Annotated in this window: 19 protein-coding genes; 1 reads left to right on the top strand and 18 read right to left on the bottom strand. The window is 33.4% G+C overall.

Annotated elements, in window-relative coordinates:
* Positions 1 to 18 precede the first annotated feature (18 nt).
* From RT228_RS10195 to RT228_RS10235, 9 genes are all read right to left on the bottom strand, one after another.
* Positions 19 to 1,416, bottom strand: a complete 1,398-nt coding sequence (locus RT228_RS10195) for a tetratricopeptide repeat protein (RefSeq protein ID WP_006259445.1) — start codon at positions 1,414 to 1,416, stop codon at positions 19 to 21.
* Positions 1,417 to 1,445: 29 nt separating this feature from the next.
* Positions 1,446 to 2,639, bottom strand: a complete 1,194-nt coding sequence (locus tag RT228_RS10200; RefSeq protein ID WP_006259444.1) for an aspartate aminotransferase family protein — start codon at positions 2,637 to 2,639, stop codon at positions 1,446 to 1,448.
* A 4-nt stretch (positions 2,640 to 2,643) separates the two neighbouring features.
* Complete coding sequence (locus RT228_RS10205) at positions 2,644 to 4,326, bottom strand: OstA-like protein (protein WP_006259443.1); 1,683 nt, start codon at positions 4,324 to 4,326, stop codon at positions 2,644 to 2,646.
* Positions 4,327 to 4,450: 124 nt separating this feature from the next.
* Positions 4,451 to 5,722 (bottom strand): adenylosuccinate synthase, encoded by a 1,272-nt coding sequence (locus RT228_RS10210; RefSeq protein WP_006259442.1) that lies wholly within the window; start codon positions 5,720 to 5,722, stop codon positions 4,451 to 4,453.
* Between the two features lie 27 nt (positions 5,723 to 5,749).
* The gene (locus RT228_RS10215; RefSeq protein ID WP_006259441.1) at positions 5,750 to 6,220 is read right to left on the bottom strand and encodes a Fur family transcriptional regulator; all 471 of its coding nucleotides are present in this window, start codon (positions 6,218 to 6,220) and stop codon (positions 5,750 to 5,752) included.
* Between the two features lie 97 nt (positions 6,221 to 6,317).
* A complete protein-coding gene (locus RT228_RS10220) occupies positions 6,318 to 8,534 on the bottom strand; it encodes a RelA/SpoT family protein (protein ID WP_006259440.1) in 2,217 nt (738 codons plus the stop codon).
* A 634-nt stretch (positions 8,535 to 9,168) separates the two neighbouring features.
* Positions 9,169 to 9,915, bottom strand: coding sequence for a hypothetical protein (locus tag RT228_RS10225; protein ID WP_313138654.1), 747 nt, complete (start codon positions 9,913 to 9,915; stop codon positions 9,169 to 9,171).
* 5 nt (positions 9,916 to 9,920) lie between these two features.
* Positions 9,921 to 10,394 (bottom strand): GNAT family N-acetyltransferase, encoded by a 474-nt coding sequence (locus RT228_RS10230; RefSeq protein WP_006259438.1) that lies wholly within the window; start codon positions 10,392 to 10,394, stop codon positions 9,921 to 9,923.
* 92 nt (positions 10,395 to 10,486) lie between these two features.
* Positions 10,487 to 11,389 (bottom strand): helix-turn-helix transcriptional regulator, encoded by a 903-nt coding sequence (locus RT228_RS10235; RefSeq protein ID WP_006259437.1) that lies wholly within the window; start codon positions 11,387 to 11,389, stop codon positions 10,487 to 10,489.
* A gap of 213 nt (positions 11,390 to 11,602) precedes the next feature.
* Between RT228_RS10235 and RT228_RS10240 the strand changes: the two genes are divergently transcribed.
* A complete protein-coding gene (locus RT228_RS10240) occupies positions 11,603 to 12,976 on the top strand; it encodes an MFS transporter (RefSeq protein WP_006259436.1) in 1,374 nt (457 codons plus the stop codon).
* Between the two features lie 40 nt (positions 12,977 to 13,016).
* Here the strand turns inward: RT228_RS10240 and RT228_RS10245 are convergent, their stop codons facing one another.
* The 9 genes from RT228_RS10245 to RT228_RS10285 all read right to left on the bottom strand — a co-directional run bounded on the left by RT228_RS10245 (position 13,017) and on the right by RT228_RS10285 (position 23,269).
* Entirely contained in the window at positions 13,017 to 13,481 is a 465-nt protein-coding gene (locus RT228_RS10245) for a GNAT family N-acetyltransferase (protein WP_006259435.1), read from the bottom strand.
* Between the two features lies 1 nt (position 13,482).
* Entirely contained in the window at positions 13,483 to 16,080 is a 2,598-nt protein-coding gene (locus tag RT228_RS10250) for an SEL1-like repeat protein (RefSeq protein WP_006259434.1), read from the bottom strand.
* A gap of 109 nt (positions 16,081 to 16,189) precedes the next feature.
* Positions 16,190 to 16,984, bottom strand: a complete 795-nt coding sequence (locus tag RT228_RS10255; RefSeq protein WP_016361608.1) for a TrmH family RNA methyltransferase — start codon at positions 16,982 to 16,984, stop codon at positions 16,190 to 16,192.
* A 4-nt stretch (positions 16,985 to 16,988) separates the two neighbouring features.
* The gene (locus tag RT228_RS10260; RefSeq protein WP_006259432.1) at positions 16,989 to 18,323 is read right to left on the bottom strand and encodes a DUF58 domain-containing protein; all 1,335 of its coding nucleotides are present in this window, start codon (positions 18,321 to 18,323) and stop codon (positions 16,989 to 16,991) included.
* A gap of 14 nt (positions 18,324 to 18,337) precedes the next feature.
* Positions 18,338 to 19,336, bottom strand: a complete 999-nt coding sequence (locus RT228_RS10265) for an AAA family ATPase (RefSeq protein ID WP_006259431.1) — start codon at positions 19,334 to 19,336, stop codon at positions 18,338 to 18,340.
* A gap of 9 nt (positions 19,337 to 19,345) precedes the next feature.
* Complete coding sequence (locus tag RT228_RS10270) at positions 19,346 to 20,551, bottom strand: hypothetical protein (RefSeq protein ID WP_006259430.1); 1,206 nt, start codon at positions 20,549 to 20,551, stop codon at positions 19,346 to 19,348.
* Position 20,552: 1 nt separating this feature from the next.
* Positions 20,553 to 21,380, bottom strand: coding sequence for a DUF4129 domain-containing protein (locus tag RT228_RS10275; protein ID WP_006259429.1), 828 nt, complete (start codon positions 21,378 to 21,380; stop codon positions 20,553 to 20,555).
* Complete coding sequence (locus RT228_RS10280) at positions 21,380 to 22,300, bottom strand: hypothetical protein (protein ID WP_006259428.1); 921 nt, start codon at positions 22,298 to 22,300, stop codon at positions 21,380 to 21,382. The genes RT228_RS10275 and RT228_RS10280 overlap by 1 nt, the downstream gene beginning before the upstream one ends.
* Before the next feature lie 3 nt (positions 22,301 to 22,303).
* Positions 22,304 to 23,269 carry a stage II sporulation protein M gene (locus RT228_RS10285; protein WP_006259427.1) on the bottom strand — a complete coding sequence of 322 codons (966 nt, stop codon included), beginning with the start codon at positions 23,267 to 23,269 and terminating at the stop codon, positions 22,304 to 22,306.
* Between the last annotated feature and the right edge of the window lie 5 nt (positions 23,270 to 23,274).

Consider the following 23,274-nt stretch of genomic DNA (forward strand, 5'->3'; position numbering starts at 1 on the left):
CTATTCAGAAGAATAGCTTTATTGTTTATTGTGATTTTTGATAATACTTTGTACTATAGGATTCTCCCATTGATTAGGGAAGTATGTCTCTATAATTGTTCTCTTTTCAAAGTTCTTGTTTAGACCATTAGTTAGACATTCTGTACCTTTATCTATATCATGTAGGGTAAAGTGTATAACAGCTAGTCTATAATCTATCTCAGCATCATTAGGATGGAAGTTAGCTATTTGTAAAAGCTTCTGTATAGCAGTGTCAAAATCTCCTAGAAGATATAATACATCTGCCCAACCAGTCCAATGCTCTACAATATCAGTTCCAAGCTCTGCAGCTACCTTATAACCTCGTTCAGCTTCTTCAAAGTTAAACAATGTTTTATTTAGAATAGCATGTCTTATCCAGTATTTTTCATTGAATTCATCAATTTGTAATGCTTTTTGTAGATAGAATAATGCTTTTTCGTAATTAGTTTCTATGATACATAAATCAGTCAATGCTATCCAACCTTTGTCTAGCATAGGATCTTCATGTACCGCTCTTTTGTAATACTGATAAGCTTGCGGGAAGTTATTAAGACTCTCATGACAACTACCTATACGCATAAGTACATAAGAATTAGGATCGTCTAATTCTAGTGTAGTCATGTAGTTTTCAATAGCTTCTTTATACTTATTTAGCTTTTCTTGCGTTTTTCCCTTTTCGATATAAGCTCCGATAAACTCTTCATCTATCAGGGTAGCATAATCAAAAGCCCACTCTGCCTTCTCATAATTCTTAACAGTGAAGTATTGTCTTCCTAATTGGTGCCAAGCAATCTCACTATATGGATTCTTATCAATAAATTTAGTTAAGTACGATATAGCTTCCTCATTCTCACTAAGGAAGTCAAAACAGTATATAACATTATATAAAGCAGACTGATCCTCTTCATCATGTTCTAGACATAGGATAAAGTTATCTTTTGCTTGATCTATTTTATCTAATAATAGATATTCCATTCCTAATAAAGAGTAGACATCTGCTAGATCCTCTGTCAGAGTCAATGCTTTTTGTAGAGATACAATAGCCTCTTCATGTCTTCCTTTTTTAGAGTATACAGTAGCGCGTTGAATGAAAACTTCTTCATTCTCCGGATCGATACTCTCTATTTCGTTTAATAAGCGGTCAGCAGCTTCTAATTTGTTTTGGAATACTAATAATTCTACTTCTACCAGTTTTAACCCAATAGAGTTAGGATGTTGTTCTAGTCCCAGTTTTAGTGCTTTTTTCGCTAGGTTTAGCTTTCCAGAATCGAGATAGTGTAGAATGATATTCTCAAACTCTTCTGAATCAAAAAACAAAACCTTATTGGTCTTTAACATAGACTCAAAACGAGATAGAGATAATTTGTATTCTTCTTCTTCGTTATCTAAATGCATATTTGTATTTAAGTTGATTATTTAGAATATTATAATCCTAATTCTTTTTGTACTTCATTTAGCGCTTCAATGATGATAGCACATCCTTCTTTTATTTCTGTTTCTGATACTGTAAGGGGAGGAGTGATTCTTATCGCTTTTCCTTCAAATAGTAACCAGAATAATATTAATCCTTTGTCTTGACACTTCATGATCACTCTATTGGTGATATCAGCACTAGGTGTCATAGGAGCGATCATTAAACCACGACCTCTGATTTCTTCAATAAGAGGGTGAACTAATAGCTCTCTAAACAACTTTTCTTTTTCTAGTGTCTGAGCCATAAGGTCAGTTTCTACTAATTCTCTTAAAGTAGCTAAACTCGCTGCTGCGATAACAGGGTGCCCACCAAAAGTAGTGATATGACCAAATCTAGGGTTGTCATATAACAGATTCATGTGTTCGTCACTAGCAGTGAATGCACCTACAGGCATCCCACTAGCCATACCTTTTCCCATAACGATTACGTCAGGAACTACATCATAGTTTTGGAACCCAAACAGTTTACCTGTTCTACCGAAACCTGGTTGGATTTCATCTACGATCATTAACGCACCTACTTCAGTACATCTTTCACGTACTTTAGTTAAGAATCCGTCAAAAGGCTCTACAAATCCAGCACCTCCTTGTATAGTCTCTAAGATGATACCAGCTGTTTTAGTTGTTATCTTTTGTAAGTCTTCTACACAGTTAAAGTGAATGAAGTCTACATCTGGAAGTAATGGTCTAAAAGCACGCTTTCTTTCCTCAAATCCCATAACACTCATAGATCCCATAGTGTTACCATGATAAGCGTTAAAGCAAGAGATTAGTTGACTTCTTCCCGTTACTCTTTTTGCTAATTTTAAAGCACCTTCAGTAGCTTCCGTACCTGAGTTTACTAAATAGGTTTTATTTAGCGGAGCAGGGATATTCTCTGCTAGCAGTTTACAGAATTCTACAGATGGGTCTTGGATATATTCACCATATACCATTACATGCGAATACTTATCTAATTGATCCTTAATCGCGTTATTTACTCTTTCGTGTTGATGTCCTAATGTACATGCAGATACACCTGCTACGAAGTCTAAATACGCTTTGTTATTCTTGTCATATATATAAGATCCTTTAGCATGAGAAATCTCCATTGCTAGAGGATTAGGTGAAGTCTGTGCTTGGTATTTATAAAAATCTTCTTTCATTACTTTACTTTTTGTCTTTTTTAGACGCTTTATTCTCTTGTTTTTTGCTGTCCTCTTCTAGCTTTTTAGATAGACCAGGAGTAGCTTTTATAGTTTCAGGGAGTATATCAATTGGTTTGTTGAACCCTTCTTTCATGTCTTCTCTCGCTTGTTCTCCCTTTTTTTCTTTATTTATTTCTTCATCAGTGAATATATCTTCTAATGAATTTATTTTTTCATCCCCTCTGTATAAGAAATCTCTTAATAGACGAGCATTCTTAGGTAGTAGCTTTTCAGGGTAGAGATCACCTTTAGGATCTACGTACTTCGTAGCCGTATTAATCTTACCTTCTAGGAAAGTAACATTGATATGACTGCAAATCCCTTTATCTATACCTACTAATTCATTCTTATCATTGTACATATAGTAGATAAGTTCAGCATTTTTAATCAGGTCTAACTCATCTAATTTATTCTCTTTAAACTTACCATATAAGTTAACACCTTTTAATTGATTATAACCATCTCCGATAGTATCTTTTTGAATCACGAAGGCATTTTCTAATACTTTTAGAGAGTCCATCTTCTGTGTCTCTGCATTACTTAGTAGGTGAATAAAACGACCTGTGACCTGGCTATCTCCATTCCAGATAACAGGTTTACCTATCATCTGTGTTAACCCAACTTTTTCACTCCAGTGAATAGAGTCAGCTTTACCACTCATACTATCACGTAGTATACGAGCATCGTTAAAGGCACGTATTACACGCTCTTTGTCTTTTCCAGTCAGTAAGATACGTGGAGCATGCATATATACAGAATCTCCCTCTTGTGACTTCATACTAACTAAAGCTTTTTTAGTCACGAACATCGAGTCTTGAGCTTTGTATAACTCTGCGTAGTGTCCTGTTATTTTACTTTTGTTGATTGTATCTGTTATTCTAACGTTATTCGTTGCAGAAGCAAAATCTTTTAGTTTAGAGTAATAGATAGAGTCTCCTTCTATTTTTCTTTTATCATACCAGATAAAAGAGTTTTTTACCATCTTACCTAAATCGTTTTTTACATCGTAAAAACCATTTTCTGTATAGATATAATCTTCTTTGTTAGTTATTGTTGAAGGGCCAAATACATACGAGTGTTGTGGTACTTCATAAAAATCTAAGTGATTAGACTTGATCACTGTTCCTTTATCTGAAGTTACTTTTACAGCTGTGAAGAATTGGAATTTCTTTTCAGTAGTGTAGTAACGTCCTTTTTCACTTTCTAATACGCTACCCTTGTTGTGAATAGTGGCATGACTATCATAGAATACAAGATCTTTAAAACGATCATACTTTAAAGTATCGGTCTCTAAGGTAGAGTCTGGAGAAGTAAGTAGTACATCACCTTGTGCATAAGCAAAACCATTGATTCCATTATATTCAGCATAATGGCTATTCATCGTTAGGGTATCACCTTGTACAATGTGTACATTCCCAAAAAGCTTTAGGTAGTTTTCTTTTTCGAAGAAGTACGCTTTATTACATGTCATATTCATACCGTCATGCTCAGCAGAGATATTTCCTGTTAAGATTACGGCATCTGGCAGTACTTCATGATTGATATCAGAGTAGTCTGCGTGATGTATGATGATTTTTTTTTTGTTTTGACTAAAACCTAGTAATGCGAATAGTATAAAAAGTAAATAATACGGTATTGTTCTCAAGTCACTATATTTTTTTCAAATTTAAGTAAAAAATGCGTACAAAGATTTTAGTTAAGAAGAATTTATAAACAGGGTAGTAGAAGGGCAAAAAAAAACACTTCCTAAGAAGTGTTTTTTAAGTATTTTATTTTACGATAGTCTGTGTTCTATCTGGACCTACAGAAACTATTTTTACAGGTACACCTACTTCATCTTCGATGAATTTGATGTACTCTTTTAGTTCCACTGGTAATTGATCATACTCTGTCAATCCTGTTAAGTCAGCTTTCCAACCTTTTTTCTCAACATAAATTGGTTCAACGTTTTCTGGCTCGATATTGTAAGGTAAGTGAGTAATCTCTTCTCCTTTATACGAGTATTTAGTACATACTTGTAATGATTCAAAACCTGATAATACGTCAGCTTTCATCATGTATAATTCTGTAACTCCATTCACGTCTACTGCGTATTTTAAAGCTACAAGGTCTAACCATCCACAACGTCTAGCACGTCCTGTAACAGAACCGAACTCACGACCTACAGTAGCCATAGTAGCACCGATTTCGTTATCTAATTCTGTAGGGAATGGTCCACTACCAACACGTGTAGTATAAGCTTTAAAAATACCAAATACATTTTTAACTTTATTTGGAGCTACTCCTAATCCTGTACATGCACCTGCTGCCGTAGTAGTAGATGATGTAACGAATGGATATGTTCCAAAGTCAACGTCTAACAGTGATCCTTGTGCACCTTCTGCTAGGACTGATTTACCTTCTCTTAGAGCTGTATGGATATAGTTTTCACTATCGATGAACGTTAATTTCTTTAATTGCTCTACTGCTGCGAAGAACTCTTCTTCTAATTCAGCTAAGTTGTATTGCAATTCTACATCGTGAAACTTAATCATTGCCTCATGCTTATCTGCTAAGTTGCGGTAACGCTCTTTAAAGTCAGCAAGTTCGATGTCTCCAACTCTTAATCCATTTCTACCTGTTTTGTCCATATAAGTTGGGCCAATACCTTTTAATGTAGAACCGATTTTAGCTTTTCCTTTTGCTGCTTCAGAAGCTGCATCAAGTAAGCGGTGAGTAGGTAAGATTAAGTGAGCTTTTCTAGAAATTAATAATCTTGTGTAAATGTCGATGTTGAACTTCTCTAATCCCTCAATCTCTTTGATGAAAACTACTGGGTCAATCACTACACCATTTCCAATGATGTTAATAGAATTTTTATGGAAAATTCCAGAAGGGATAGTGCGTAATACATGTTTAATCCCATCAAATTCTAAAGTGTGTCCCGCGTTTGGTCCTCCTTGAAAACGAGCAATGATGTCATATTTAGAAGTTAGTACATCTACGATTTTACCTTTTCCTTCATCGCCCCATTGCAAGCCTAGTAGTAAGTCTACTGTCATTGTTTGTGTTGTTAAAAAGTTTGAAAATTAGTTGTTGTTTTCCACTTGTTCTTCCTCTTCTACTGTTTTTCTACTTCCGTAGAAGTATAGAAAATGATTGTGGATGTCTATATTAAAGATTTCTTCAATTGTCTTTTTAATAGTCTGTATACGAGGATCACAAAACTCGATTACTTCTCCTGTATCGGTTAAGATAATGTGATCATGCTGTTTATCGAAATATGACTTCTCGTAATGTGCTTGGTTTTGACCAAATTGGTGTCTTCTTACAAGCCCACATTCTAAAAGAATTTCAATAGTATTGTAAAGCGTAGCTCTACTTACACGATAATTTTTATTCTTCATTTTGATATAAAGAGACTCTATATCAAAGTGCTCTTCGCTATCATATATTTCTTGAAGAATAGCATATCTCTCAGGTGTTTTACGATGTCCTCTTTCTTCTAAAAACTTCGTGAACACATTTTTTACGATTTCTTGATTTTTTTCACTTCCCATATTCAAAAATATCTTAGTTGCAAATATAGAGCTATTTTCGTTTGAATTATAATAAATCAAATAAGGTTAGTCTATATGCGAATAAATTATAATTATTTTATGATGGATTTACACGTGTTACTTTTTCTATTCCCTCGATTTTCTTAAGATTACCCATCATTTTTTTCAGTACATCATTGTTTGGAACGATCACTGTGATAGATCCTTTAAATATTCCAGCATTTTCACTTAATGAGATACTGCGAATATTGATGACTTTACTTTCTATGATAATCTTCGTAATCTCAGTAGTTAGACCAGCAGAATCAAGACCTGTAATGTTAATAGTCGCTTCGAAGTTCATCGCTTCCTTAGAATCTACCCAATGTGCCTGGATGATTCTATAAGCATAATTAGATCGCATACTGATCGCGTTAGGACAGTCAGTCTTATGTACTTTTATTCCTTCATTTATCGTTACGAATCCGAATGCATCATCACCTGGTATAGGGTTACAACAAGTAGCTAGCTTGTAATCTAACTTCTCATTGTCTTTACCGAATACAAGTAAATCACCTGTTTTATTAGCAGCTGTATCTGTGATAACTGGGATAGAAGGCGCTCTTTTTATTGTCTTTTTAAAGAAGCTAAATAAAGAGTTGTTTCTATTGGCAGCGTATTCTTTTAATTGAACGTTATCAATGACACCAGCTCCAATTCTATAGAATAAATCTTGACTTGTTTTTAGCTTAAAATAAGCTACCATTTCATTGACCGTTTTTTCGTCTAGATTTACCTTTAGGTGTTTTAGCTTGCGCTGTAGTTGTTCTTTACCATCTTCAGCTATGCGCTTCGTATCTTCATTTAAAGAACTCTTAATCTTGTTTTTAGCACGAGTCGTAGTCACATAATCTAGCCAACTTACGCTAGGTTTTTTGTTTTCTGATGTGATTACTTCTACTTGATCACCACTAGCAAGCACGTGATTCAGTGGTACTAGTCTACCGTTAACACGAGTTCCTCTAGTACGCAAGCCTACCTCTGAGTGTATCGCAAAGGCAAAGTCAAGGGCTGTAGCTCCTTTAGGTAGAGATTTAATCTCTCCTTTTGGAGTAAAGATGTAAATCTCTTTAGCATATAAACTCAGCTTAAAGTCTTCTACAAAATCTACAGCATCTGTTTCCGCATTTTCTAATGCTTCTTTCAGTTGATTAAGCCATCTGTCTAAGCTGTTTTCTTCTGTGATACCTTGTTTATATTTATAGTGAGCAGCATACCCTTTCTCAGCTATTTCGTCCATACGCTCACTACGTATCTGTATCTCTATCCATCTTCCCTTAGGTCCCATCACTGTGATGTGTAATGCTTCATATCCAGTAGATTTAGGCGCTGATATCCAGTCTCTAAGTCTATTCGGGCTAGGGCGGAAGTGATCTGTCACAATAGAATAAATCTTCCATGCGATAAATTTCTCATCATGTGGAGTAGACTTATAGATAATACGCAAGGCAAATTTATCGTAAACCTCATCAAAGGTTACGTTCTGAGCCTTCATTTTACGACGGATAGAGTAGATAGATTTCGGTCTACCTTTCATTGAATATTCTACTTGCTCTTCGTCTAATGATTTTTTTAATATCTCACTTACAGTCTTTATGTATTGATCTTGTTCCTCTTTACTTTCTTGCATTCTATTGACGATGTCTTGATAGATGCGAGGTTCTGTATATTTTAGACCTAAGTCTTCTAGTTTAGTCTTGATGTTAAATAATCCTAGTCTATGGGCTAAAGGGGCATAGATATATAAAGTTTCAGACGCTATTTTGGCCTGTTTATAATCTACCATGCTTTCCATCGTCTGCATATTGTGCAGTCGGTCAGCTATCTTAATTAAGATTACGCGGACATCATCATTTAGTGTCAATAGCATTTTGCGGTAGTTTTCCGCTTGCATTGAGATATGAGGATCTGGTTCTAACAGCGCCATCTTTGTCAATCCTTCAACAATTTTGGCAATTTTAGGATTAAACCATTCTTCTATTTGCTCTACCGTAATATCTGTGTCTTCTACTACATCATGCATTAAAGCAGCTGCAATAGAAGTAGGACCCAAACCGATTTCTGAAGCGACAATTTTGGCCACAGCAATTGGGTGGAAAATATAAGCTTCTCCAGATTTTCTTCTTTGGTCTTTATGAGCTTCAACCGCTACATCAAATGCTTTACGGATTAGTTTTTTATCATCCTCAGATAAGGTCTGATAACTTATTTTTAAAAGCTCTTTGTATTCTTTAGCAATTGCTTTGTTTTCTAATTCAATTTCTTCCTCTGTCATATATAATTCGCAACTTTTATATCTAAAATAGTGTTCATTAAATATAGTGAAAAAACAGTTATAGGAGGACTATGATTTGTTAAAAAAATAGAGATTTATTATTTAGTTTTATTTGTTACACCTTGTTTGTTGTCAATTGATTAGATAGTATATTTGGATTTATATAAGATTAAGAGGGCTAAATAATAGAGTAAATGATAGTAAAATACTGACTGATAAAGGTGAAATGATAAACTGTATGTTTATGAAAGAGATATATTATATATGATATTGTGTAATTCTTAAGAATAATCTAGTAAATCTCTTTTACTGTCCTTAATGTATAGGTTTAATCTCATTCGAAATGAGTAAGTAGTAATTAAGACATGAATCTGTAGTGAGTCCGTTATTTTAGTCAAAATAACGGACTCACTACGGACTCATAACGGACACAGTACGGACTTATACCAAATCAATCTAATACCATTCAGCTAGAAAACTAGAGTAGTTTAGGATAATTAGGTAATCTGAAATATCTTATGAGTCATTAATCTGAAAGTGGCTAAATAACGATTAGAAGTTCTTGAGAGCAATATAATGAAAATAGAATCTATTTTCCCATTGCTCTTCTTCTTTCTGCTACTTCTGACATGTACTATTCTATATACGGAAGGACTTCTTCTAAAGTAGGGATGCCATCAAAAGCCTTAGTCTTTCCGCCAAAGTATCCTCTTAGTTCACTCTGTATTTTTCCTTCTTTATTCACTATAGATACGGTGTTGTCCACACTAGTACTCCCTTCTAATACTAATGAAAATTGATATAACTTTTGAGAGCAATACTTAGCTTGTTCTATTAGCACCTCAATAGGCAGTGTATTTTTAGTAATCTGAGTAGTTAACCCATGGGCTTGATGTAAAGTTGCTTCTTCAGTTGGTAAGTTTAAGAAAGGATGACCTACTTGTAGAGGTTGGTTCATTAAAGATTTAGTGTCTTTTTCCCACCAAAAACCTCTTGCGATAACTTCAACAAATTGGTCATGAAACTTAAAGATATAATGCTTAAAATCTGTACACATATCTTCTACATCACCACCGAATTCATAAGCTCTTCCATAATGACTTTTTTCATACCTATATCGTTCCATCTGCCATTTTGAATGCTGTACTTCATAGACCCAAGGCACTTCCTTATCTTCTGTCCAGTCATCTGGATAGGGAAGATATTCTCCACGACATACTCGTATCGCATCTAGATTATTAAATGTGATACGGCCGTACTGCTCATCTTCTGTGTTAAAGTAGATACCTGTAAGTTCGTCATCATACAGTACAGTAGGTGATAATACATAATCTGCTTCTATTGGTACGGTGATACCTATTGCATAGTCAGTTTGATTCATTTGTTTTATGCTTTGTCGTCAAGGCGCATACGCATAGAGATATTAAAGGTCTCGAACCCTTCTCTTAGGTATAGGTCTATTGCTTTATTATTTTGAGATAGAACACTTAATTCGAAGTAGTCTACCTTATTTTGAACTCCCCATTCTTTGACAGTTTGGATTAGCTTCTTTCCATAGCCTTTTCCGCGACTATCAGGGTTAACAACTAAATCCATTAGGTAAACTAAACGTTGCTGTACAAAGCAGCTATAGGGTGGTGCACTCTGTAACTGTGCTATAGCAAAACCTTGAACTTCCTTATCGTCTTCTGCTACAAAAATAATAAAATCATTTTCTCCTTTGATAACACTTTCTATAAAAGCAGTGTCTTGCTGTGCTACCTTCATATAGGCAGGCTCTAATGCTGCCATTCCGTCAAAGAGAGTGCTGTATAGTTTATGTATCGCAGGGATGTCGTCTAAGTGTGCTTTTCTTATCATGGGTTGTAGTATTAAGTGACTAAAATATAGGTTTATCATTAGACTGACTAGGACATATGATATTTTTATATGAAAGGAGTTGGTAGCATAGGTTATGTTTTTATCTTAGTAGGTAGCTGACCATAGTATTTCTTAAATGCTGTGGAGAAGTGGTGACTGTGTTTATAACCTACATACTCTGCTATCTCGTAGATATTATACTCTCTACTTTTTATCATTTCTAAAGCTTTCTGCATGCGCAGGTCATGGATATACTTAAACGTAGTCGTTCCGAAGAGTGTTTTAAAGCCTTTCTTTAGTTTGGTTTGGTTAATACCTACTCTCAACGCTAACTCTTGTATTGTGAAGTCTTTGTTATAATTATCTGTGATATACGATTTGATTTCGTGTAGTGCCTGTTCATCTTTTCGGTGAAGGCTTAATTCTTTATGGGGTCTATTATAACTCCAATTGTGGTATTGTAATAAATGAGCTTCCTCTACTTTATTATTGATATAGTGTTCTGCAAGTTTTCCTTGATATGGATTAGAGATAAGCTGTTGTAATACTTGTAATGTATTAAGATTTAAGTCAAAGATGAGTTTAGAAGATTGGCTACCTAATAGCTCTTCTAAGTATTCTTTTTCTTCTTCAAATAAGTTGGTGACAAAGGTTTTGTTTACTGCTATTTCTAAGAATTCTCCTCTTTTGTCTTTTGCTGTTTTCATAATGTGTTCATAAGGAACAGCTTTTTCTTTAAACAATAGAGCCCCTTGCTCATGAATGTTGAGGTTGTCATGGTTTAAGGTTAAGCTACTTCCTTGTATACAGCTACATGTAAGAATAGATTCTTTAGTAGGAAGTACAGTGTGATAGAAGTCTTCTTCGGCAGTGTATACTCCGTGTTTAATACTCGCTATAGCAGTATGGATTACTGTAATATCCATAGTATATGTAGCTCCTACTATATGATGATTATCTACGATTAGGTTTCCCTGATTATTTCCTTGTAACATAGCTTATGTTTCTTATCATCTGCAAAAATAAGTTTTTATATTGGTTTTAAATAAGTTGTTAGTGAAATGATTTGTAGTTAGTTATGATACTTCTTCTCACGTTGTTTTGTGACCTTATAGCGTTATCAAGTAAGTATAATTCTTTAAGAATTTTGTAAGGTAATAATAGCTTAGTTGAGGTAGATCTTAGACTAAGTTTTTAAAATGTGTTTTATGATTTTTAAAGACAAATGGTTTATACTATTTATATTATTAGTAGCCACTATACTTTCACCTTTAGATTTTTATATTGTCAATTTAGCATTGCCTTCTATACAACACTCTCTTCAATCGAGTAGTAGTGAATTGCAGATGATTGTATCTTTCTATACTTGTGCTTATGCTGTGTTTCAGATATCAGGTGGGAGATTTGGAGATATCTATGGGCGCAAGAGAATATTCATTATTGGGTTAATAGGTTTTATTAGTTCTTCTGTACTCTGTGGCCTCTCTCAGTCACCTGTGATGATGATTATTGGTAGAGTATTACAAGGAGTGTCTGGAGCTATAATGATACCACAAGTTTTAGCTATTCTTCATACGCTTTTTGATGAAAGAGAAAAGCGTTTAGTAATGGCTTTGTATAGTTTTACTTTTGGGATAGCCGCTGCATTAGGACAATATCTTGGGGCAGTATTGATAGAGTGGAATGTGTTTAACTTAGGATGGCGTGTGATATTCTTAGTTAATCTGCCTGTGGGGCTATTTGCGTTGGTCATGGCAATTATAGCCTTGCCTAAACAAGAGTTTAAGTCAATAGAGAAAGTCGATTATGGAGGGACTGCTTTGTTAAGTTTAGGATTAATGAGCTTTATCTATCCTTTGACTACTATAGTGGAGAGGGGAATAGATATACAGACTATAGTATTCTTAGTTGCTTCAGTAGTATTTTTGTATTTGTTTGTCAAGGTTCAGTATAAGCGTAAACAAGAAGAAAAGAGCATTTTAGTAGACTTTGCTATCTTTAAGTTTAAGAATTTAAAACTAGGAGTAATTACAAGCTTTCTATACTATGCAAGTGGAGTGTTTTATTTAGTATTAGGTATTTATTTACAAGAAGAATTACACTGGACAAGTATGGAGGCAGGTAAGGCTATTATTCCTTTCGGCATAGGTTTTATTATAATGTCGTTGAGCTCTTCTTTAATAAGTAAGTATTTTAAGCAGACTATTCTTTCTTTAGGATTAGTTGTGTATGGAATAGGTTTCTTATTATTACTATATACTTTGTATAGTTTTGAGCCCTTTTTGTTTAAGGTTGATTTATTTGTAATTGGATGTGGTATGGGATTGACATTAGCATCTGTAGTTCGATTAAGCTTAAGTAATATACCTGTTCAGTTTGCAGGATTAGCTTCAGGAGTTGTCAATTGTGGTTTGCAGATAGGTTCAGCATTTGGAGTAGCTGCTATTGGAAGTGTGTTTTTTGGCATTGCTCAAACTATAGATTATACTTTAGCGTTTGCAGTAGTGCTGGCTTTAATTTGTGTATTGCTATTGATAGCTTTTTTTTTGAGTTTTGGCATTGTTAAAGCTCTAAAAGAGTAATAAGAAACGCCCTTGCAAATCATTGCAAGGGCGTTTCTTATTATATCTTATACCTCATTACAGTATGAACAGGCTCGAAATGTTCTTTGAGATATAACTCATAAGCACGTTTGTTTTGTTCTACTACAAGAAGCTCTATGTAGTCTACTTGTTTATCTTTTGCCCATAGTTTAACAGCATCAATTAATTGCTTCCCAATTCCTGAGCTACGATACTCAGGCTCTACATAGATATCAGCAAAGTTGAGGTATCTATGTTGCACAAAGCATTCATAAGGTAAAGTATGCTCTATAAACAAGGCAACCATACCAATTAGTTGTTCATTATCTACAGCGACTAAGAAGTCCCATTCATCCGATTGTATGGTTTCTTCTAAGAATTCAATAGCAGGTAGGTCAGCTTTAAAGTAATCAGGTTGATATTCTTGCATTACTACAAACTGCTTTTGATAAAGCAATTGTAATTGAGGTATATCTTCTAATCTAGCAGGACGTATTTGTATCATATTATTTAAACCATTTACTTAAAAAGTTTTTCAATGTGTTTTTGCTTTTAAGATCTAAAGGAACATCTAAATCGTGTTCTTTAGCTATATCTAAGTAATAAGCCAACTTTTCACTGTTTTTAAACTTCTCATCATAGGCATAAATATACAACAAATCAGTAGTAGCATATACATAACCTTTTTCCACAGCTTGTTCAAAGTATTCAATGGCTTTAGCCGTATCTTGTTTAACTTCATAACCAAGGTTATAGAATTTACCCATTAAGAAAGAACCTAAATGATCTTCTTCTTTAAGGTCTTTTTTAATATACTTCAACGCTTTTTTATACTCACCAAGAAGGTAATAACAATCAGCAATATAATTAGTCACATAGAAGCCCCATGTTTTGTCTAAAGGAAGAAAGTACTTTAGTGCTTCTTTAAAATCTCTTTCAACTCCCTCTGCGCCTTCATAGTAAATATAAGCTAAGTTTAACTTAGCTTGACTATTTCCTCTTTCAGCTCCTAATTTATAATATTTTATAGCTTGTTTACTGTCATAAGCTACTCCTAAGGCTTCAAAATACATATAACCAATGTTTGTAGCAGAATAATGATTACCCAACTCAGAAGCCTTTAAAAATAACTTTAATGCTTTAGGATAATCAAGATGTTCTTCTTCAGTTAAATATTTGTACCCTAAGTCTTGCAAGAGATCATCATTGTTTAATTCTTCTGCAAAGCTCAGTAATTGTTCATACAACTCTGTAAAGTCATTTTCTAAGTAATAATCTTTAATCTTAGTAATATAAAAAGGTTCTAAATCTTTATAATCCCTTAGTGTAAATTGTTTTGACTGTACTGTAAAAGAAGGTTTAAACAAACCTACTTCACCTTCCTGATTGTAATGCATTCGAGTAGCTAATGCTATTAATTGGGTATTAGATAATAGTTGCAAACTATTGTCATGCCAAGTATATACACCATTGTCTTTGTAAATAATAACAGGGTAGGTACTTTTGTTTAGAGGGTGTATTGTTATATAACTACATCCTTCTACTAATGGTATTTCTTCTTCTGTTCTTATTAATGACCATTGATTGTTTTTTAATGCATACAAATCATCTGCCACATTTTTTAAGTCTGTACAAACTTGTAATGGAGTAGTCCATACCCGTCTGTTACAATCATAAATACCTTTTTTCTTGCCTGAACTTACATATACTTCGCCTATTCTAAGGTTAATATCCATTAAGATATACTTCTCGATACGTCCTTTTATTGGTTCAAATAAGTTTTGTTGTAACTCAAGATCATAGATAGACATTCCTGCATCAGTGATTACTTTAATACACTTCTCTGTAAGCCCTTCTGCTGTTTTTACATTATCTAAGACAAGTTCTCCTTGCGCATTAATAATTTTCTTGATTTTTGGGCCATTTATAGAAGGAACTAATAAGCAATTACCTGTCCCAATATCCGTGATATCACTAAAATCAAAGTTACCTATAAAACTATACTCGTTAGAATACATGATGTTTTTGTTCTTCTGTTTTCCACAGAAATATTGATAGTAGTATTCGAATGGAGCAGTAGAGGTAAACGATATGCACTCTTCTCCCTTATAATTAAATACAGCGTATAAATCACCTTGTAGAACATTGTAATAATCGTCTTTTAGTAGCTCTATTTCATCGTAGATAAAGTCAGTAATATAAGATTGGGTAGTAAGGTTATACAGTGCGTATTTCTCTTCTTTCTTTAAAGAACAAGTTATTATGGTGTCATAGTTTTCAGGATCATCAGTATTACCTTGCACATAAGTGACACCTGTATCACTTACATAATCCCAAACAGGCTCTAAGACAATCTTTCCTGTTTTATCTATTAATCCACATTTATCATTTAAAATAATATAAGCTAATCCACTTTCTTCAAACTCCCCAATTCCATCATAAATAGCAGGTAGAATAATCTCTCCATCAAGCTTTTTTATTCCCCAACGCTCGTTCTCTTCAAAGTGTAAAAAGTCATAGTTTGGTTGAAAAGCAACTTCTAACCAATCCCATCCATAGTTAGCATTATCATTATTAAGATACTCTTGGAATGTACTAAAAGGAAAGAAGTAACTTGCAATATCAGAGTTGTTGAATTGTTCTATAGAAGCGTTACTATCTAATAGCTCTTTAAACTCAGCAGCTAATCGCTCTATAGTAGCTAAATATTCTTTAGCTAGAGCTTTATGGCTACCTTCACTCATATTATAGACATCAGAACCATCAAGTACAAAGCTATCTCCCTCTAAATTATTGAAGTAATATAGTTGCTTTTGATAAGACTCAAAATAACTAGGTTGATGTTCTTTAGGAACGAGTATATCTATATTTGATTGTATCCACTGATGAAACTGTTCAAATAAAGGCATGGCTTCTTTCATTCTGAAGTATAGAAGATAAGAAGGTTTAAGACTGTAATCTTTTAACTCTTTAGACTGTACAGGAATGCAGAATAGGGGAAAGAAGAATAAAGGTATTTCATATTTCCACTCTCCTACGAAGTGATATTCTACTTCTCCCTGTGATGTTAAGTCTATATTAGTTACGATATGTCTATGTCCCATGTTGCTTTATTTTTGTATTCAAAAATAGAATAAAAAATAGTATTGCAATGTCACTATTTACCGCTATATAAAACAAAAAAGCACCTTGGATAAGGTGCTGTATATATTGTTATTTAAAATCTCGTTGGCGTTTTGCTTCAAACAGTAAGATAGAAGCAGCTACAGATACATTCATGGAGTCTATCACCCCACTCATAGGTATGATGATATTCTTCGTACTAGCATCTCTCCATTCTTGAGTAAGTCCAGTAGCTTCTGTACCTACTACGAATGCAGTAGCTTCTTTATAATCTATTGTATGATAAGAAGTTGAATCTTGTAATGTGGCACAGTAGATATTGATGTTGTGTTTTTTTAGAAAGGCAATAGCATCCGTAGTAGAAGCCATGGCTATCTGATTTGTAAAAACACATCCTACACTAGAACGCACTACATTAGGATTATAGATATCACTTTTAGGGTTAGCGATGATGACAGCATCTATATTAGCCGCATCAGCAGTTCTAAGTATGGCACCTATGTTTCCGGGTTTCTCTGTAGCTTCAGCTACTAAGATTATAGGGTTCTCAGAAAGCTTTAGATCCTCTAGGTCTAATGATTTTGTATGTGCGATAGCTATTACCCCTTCAGTTGTATCTCTATAAGCTAGTTTCTGATATACATCTTTAGATATTTCTATTAGCTCTGTTTCTCTTGAAATAAAAGGTCGTAGAGAGGTCTCAGACACAAGGTCAGGATAGAATAAAAGAGTCTTTAATGAATATCCTCCTTTAGTTGCTAATTCTATTTCTCGAAGCCCTTCAATAACAAATGTACCCGATTGTTTCCTATTTCTAGATTTTTCTTGAAGTTGAACAATGCTTTTAATCAAGGTGTTTTGTGAGCTTTCTATTTTTTTAATCATCATATTATAAGGTACCCTTAGCTTTGATTTGCAGGTATTTATTAATCGTGTTTATGGATAATTCTTCTGGAGCAGTTAGTATAGATTGAATACCATATTTGGTTAATTCATTTACTATTAAACGCTTTTCAAAGTTAAATTTTTCTGCAATTACTTTGTCAAAAATATCATCTGTGTTTTTAGCCTTTTTTTCAGTCAGTTTAGTTAACTCTGTATTCTCAAAGAAAACGACTAATAGAACGTGATTTTTTGCAATAGCTCTTAGGTAAGGTAACTGTCTTTTTAAGCTAGATAAGGATTCAAAATTAGTGTAAAGAATAATCAAGCTACGATGTGTAATCTTATGTCTAATATGCGCATATAGTTTTCCGAAGTCACTTTCTACAAAGTTAGTATTGACTCTGTATAATTGTTCCATGACTTTTTGCAATTGACTTATTTTACTTTCAGCAGGGAGTTGGTTTGTGATATTCTCTGAGAAAGTCATTAATCCTACTTTGTCATTTTTCTTAAGAATAACATTAGATAAGGCTAGGGTAGAGTTAATCGCATAATCTAGTAAAGATAAACCATTAAAAGGCATCTGCATCACACGCCCTCTATCGATAATATTATAAACAGACTCTGTATTCTCATCCTGAAATTGGTTGACCATTAATTGACTAGATTTAGCCGTTGCTTTCCAGTTAATATTGCGTATATCATCTCCTAATACATATTCCTTTATTTGTTCAAACTCAGTAGTAGTACCAATCTTTCTGATTTTCTTCATTCCAAAAGCGTACTTGTTTTTAGAAAAAGCAATCAAATCATATTTCTTCATCTGAATGAAAGAAGGGTAGGTAGCTAAGGTATTGTCATCACAAAAAACAAATCTTCTAGATACTAATTTAAGAGGACTAGATATATATACGTTTAACTTTCCGAAGACATACTCTCCTCTAGTCGTAGGTCTTAAGGTATAGCTAAGAGTTTTTTGTTCCTTAGGAGCCAAGGTTTTAGTGATTTCAAAATCTCTTTTCTGAAATTGAAAAGGGATCTCATCTATAATATCGCATTGTACTGTGATATTATATTTATTCTCTATGGAGATATAGATGGTATTATCATCACCATTAGATAGCTTTTCGGGTAAGATACGCACAGCATCTACTTTATTCTTCTTGTTGAATAACAGGGTGATATCTACCAATATGATAGCAAAAAATAATACAAATAACCCCCAAACAACTTTATACAGTATTGGAAATATAAAGGCAAGTACAAATAGAGCTATAATAGTCCCTAAGACCATATACACTCGTTTTTGTAAATAAAGTTGCTTGAATAATTTAAACATAAGTATTGTTTTTATTATCTAGGAATATCTATTGATTCGATGATTTGATTAATAATATCATTGGCTGTCACCCCCTCCATCTCTCTTTCAGGAGATACTATTATACGGTGCTTTAGTACTGGTATAGCAGCTTCTTTAATATCCTCAGGTGTTACAAAGTCTCTGTTGTTAATAGCAGCGAATCCTTTTGCGGCATTCAGGATGGCAATAGAGGCACGAGGAGAAGCTCCTAGGTATAACAATGGATTAATACGAGTATCAGCAACAATCTTAGCAATGTATTCAATGATCTTCTCTTCAACGATAATTTCTTTGATTAGCTTTTGGAAAGAAATGATCTCATTAGGAGTAACTACTTTATTAATCATCGTAGTTTTCTTTTTATCTAATAATTCATGTTCTCTTTGAACGATAGCGATTTCTTCTTCTAATGAAGGATAGTCTATATTAATCTTAAATAAGAAACGGTCTAATTGCGCTTCAGGTAATCTATAAGTACCTTCTTGTTCAATAGGGTTTTGAGTAGCTATTACTATAAATGGCTCATTCATTTTATAAGAATGTCCATCTATTGTGATTTGGCGTTCTTCCATTACTTCAAATAGCGCAGCCTGAGTTTTGGCAGGAGCACGGTTTATCTCATCGATTAAGATAAGATTAGAGAATATTGGGCCTTTTTTAAACTCAAATTCACTTTTTTGCATATTGAAAATTGAGGTACCTAATATATCAGAAGGCATTAAATCTGGTGTAAACTGAATACGGCTAAAGCCCATATCGATAGTCTGAGCTAATAATTTAGCAGAAAGTGTTTTGGCTACTCCCGGTACACCTTCTAATAGAATATGCCCATTAGCTAATAGAGATACAATGATTTGATCTATCGTTTTATCTTGACCAACGATTACTTTCTGTATCTCACTTTTGATTCCTTTTACCTTCTCTTGTAACAAACTCAAATCTAGTCTAGATTCGAAATGTAAGTTTTCTTCTGGGGTTACTGTATTTTCCATAGTATATCTTTAATCAATGATTTTCTCAATTATTTTGTTTAATTCGATTAGCATTTCTTCTGATGCATGGTGTGGGGCAGCTTTAAACTGCTCTATAAACCTGACAAATTTGATGATATCTTCTTTGTCTTTTTTGGTTTTGGTATGCAGGTTATTGATAAATACTTCATCTAGTTTAGTGGTATCTAGCCAATGTACACGTCTTATTTTTTCTAAGGTGTATATAATGTGTTTATTAATCAAGTCTTCATAGTCTTTATTTTGAATATAAAGATTAGACACTATTTTGGTAAATTCAACAGTAGTGTTAGACAGCGGTGTGATAATCGGTATTACTCTCTGCTTTCTTTTTGCTGTGAAAATGATAAACACAAACAACGTTCCAAGGAAGAAATACCACGCCCATGTCAAGGCAGGATGTTTAAACACAAATCTAAGAATAGAAGTAGAGTGGTACTCATTATCTCCTGGTAATCTAGATACAGTGAAGTAGGTGTTCTGTTGAGGTAAGTAAGATAATACACCCTGAACATAAAGGTGATTATTACTTTCTAACAAATTATAGTTTGTAAATGCAATAGGCTGAAGTCCTAATATAAGTTGACCTGATCCCTCTTTATAGCGGATAAGGTTAGGATATTTGACTCCTTTATACTTTAAGTATCCTAGCACCTCTACCTTTGTACGTAGAGAATCTGGAATATCGAAGTAGTTCGTATTTAAGTCTTTTAACTGAAACGAATAAGTAGAAATATTCGGATTAGCTAATGTTACTGACACCTTATCTTGATCTAATAATTCCTCTTGTAATGTATACTGTAGATAGTCTGTCTCTATACCTTCGATTAACCCATCTATATTATCTTGAAAGATAACAGCAGTGTTTCCCTTTGCTATATAGTGATGTAGGTTGACTCTAGCGAAAGAGTCTATATACCCATAGTTCTTTAAAGAGAACAGTGTGTTAGTGTGTATACTATCATACTTTTTATCTTTAAAGAAGTCATAGACATTTCCAGTGATTCTGATTATACTATCATTAGGAAACACTTTGTCTATTTCCTGATCTAGTATATATGTCCCAAAGGGAATCTTATGTGTATTATCTAAGGTTTCGCGCCAATCTATCGGATCTACTTTATTAGACTCTATAAAATAAACAAAGCCCATAATCACGATAAAAAGGAACAACATTGTTTTTGTTGATTTACTCATTTTAGCTTTGTTTTAGTATAGTGTCAAATGACTGTTTTGCACGGTTAAACTCAGATTCTTCTATTTCAAATTCTCCATACCATATATTGTTATATAGATAAGAAAGATACCTAAAATCCTCTTTTAGTTTGCTATCTTTTATTTCGTTTTGATAGTCAGAGTTCGTTTTTTCGATATGCCATTCGATCTCCTCTTTTTCTTGTAATCTCTGTAGAAGCCATAGGTAGTAGTAACGAATACTTAGACGGTATTGTTGTTCCGCAATGGTCTTGCTTATTAGAGAAGGGAAGTCCACAACTTTAAGGTTTAACTCAATTTCATCGACCTGTATCTCCATCTTTTTAGCGCTCTTCTTGAATAGCCAATAGGCATCTTTCTGAATAACAGCTCTTACGATATAATAAATTAAAAGAAAGATAACTAGTGTTCCTGCTATTCTATAAAAAACTTGTAAACGGCTACTTGTTTCATAGTCAATATCAAATTGTCTAAAGAAGTCAGTTAATTGCTGATTTAACCATCGCTTAAAGCGCTTCCAGATAGAGTCTTTGTTAAGTTCTTCTTTATAATCGAAGTCAGGATCTTTCTTGTATTTCTTTTTATAATCTGTCTCAAATTTAGTAAGTACTATATCTGTACTCGTCTCCTCTAAGTATGGAAGTACATTGACAGGCTTAGCCTTGATAACTCCAGCTTCATGAGCAGTCGCAGAGATGTCTTCTTCATCTTGTGAAGATTCTACATCAGATACAATAGTATCCTGCTCTACCTGCCCAAAATGAGGAGTAGCAAATGATAAAAATAATAGTATAAATAAGAATCTCTTCATTAGTTTTTTCCAATCATATCAATGTCTGCATGAGACTGTGTATTTTCTTTTTGTTCTCTGATGCTGTAGTAAACTAATCCTTGATTAATCAACATAATATTATTCATTACGAAAGATACTAGTGTACTTAAGATAACGATACCGATGAACATTAGTTTAAAACCTTGTGTGTCTTCTAGATCATAAGAACTTTTTTCACTGAATATTGTACCTCCATAGAACATGATTTGAGGGATAATATTTACCATAGTAGTAACGATTTGTATTACTAGATATACTAAGAAAGTGTTCCCTACGATAATCCAGAATTTACTTTTCAGCATATAGTAAGCTGTTTGATATGATTCAAAGATTCCACTTCTATTGGTCACATATTCATAATAAGCTAAGTTTATCCATGAAGCAATAGCAGGCATCATAATCAGTAAAAGGGGAATCCCTATTAATAAAAATATTAAAACAGCCGCGATAGAGAAAGCAATTATAATTAAGGGAAATATAGTGAAAAAAGAAGCAAGTGCGAAGCCAAGTAATCTCCAAATATCCTTTTTTAGAGGATTAGTAATATGCTTTATATCTTGATAATCCTTAGGGTGTTCTACCATCGCCTTTAGATAGTATACAGGATATGACATAGCGATAATACTTATAAGAATAGTAACAACCGCCGCTACTAAGACTACTAAGAAGAAAAGACCAACATTATTGTCTATAAATGTATCTAATGATGAGTTATTTGCAGAGCTAGACCCAGAAAATACCATATCAAATAAAAAGTAAGTACATACAAATAAGACTAGTAATAGGATACCACATAGGGTAAAGTAATTTTTGAAGAATGGTTTTCCTTCTTTTTGAAAGAATGAAATTGTATCATTCATTAAGTCACTAAAATCTCTTTTTTTAAAAACAACAAACATAGATTATAATTTAATAAGTTTTGAATATACTCTTCTCGGATAGATGAAGAAGTAATAAATAATGATAGAGAATGTACCTAGTATAATAATATAGTTTAGTACATCAGGCATCTCTTTAGCATAGCGTGTTATAAAGCCCTCTATAAAAGCAGCTGTGATAACGAATGGTACCATCGCTAAGAATATTTTAAATCCATTCTTAAATCCTCGAATAAAGGAATTCTTTCTCGAGAAGGTTTTAGGAAATAGAAGACTTCCTCCAAATACAAAGCCTGCAAATGCCTCAATGATAATCCCTGTGATCTCTATAGCTCCATGTAACCATATCCCTCTAAAGCTATCCATAAAAGCATTTTCTCTAATAAACATATATTGAAACGCACCTAGCATAATGCCATTATAGAGTAGATAGAATAGTGTGCCTAACCCAGCGAAGATTCCGTATATAAAAAATTGTAGAGATACATATAGATTGTTAAACGCTATACCTACAAAGCTTCCCCAGTTACTACCAGATTTATAGATACCCATCGCGTCATCATTCTGTATATTATCTAACGTTAGATTAACATAATGATCTCCTAATATTAAACGAATAAACTCTAAATCATAATGAGCAGAAACAAAACCAATACCTACAATAATCAGAAAGGTTAGTACAGAAAAGTAAAGATAATTACGATTTTCATGCACAACTAGAGGTACTTCTGTTTTAAAGAAATAAACAAGTCTATTTTCCTCAATACGTTTTGTTTTGTAAATTTTTTGATAAGTTTGCGCTGCTAAAATATTGAGATATTGTGTAACTTTACTCTTGGGATAATAAGTTTGTGCATAGGATAAGTCATTCATTAACTGAATGTACATATCGGCTAAGTAATCAGGTTTATGAATTGAGTTAGAATATATTGTATGTTCATATTCAATCCATTTTTCTTTATTATATTTGATAAAAGCGACTTCTCTCATTTAAA

Source organism: Myroides sp. (assembly GCF_032073645.1).
Taxonomy (GTDB): domain Bacteria; phylum Bacteroidota; class Bacteroidia; order Flavobacteriales; family Flavobacteriaceae; genus Flavobacterium; species Flavobacterium odoratimimum.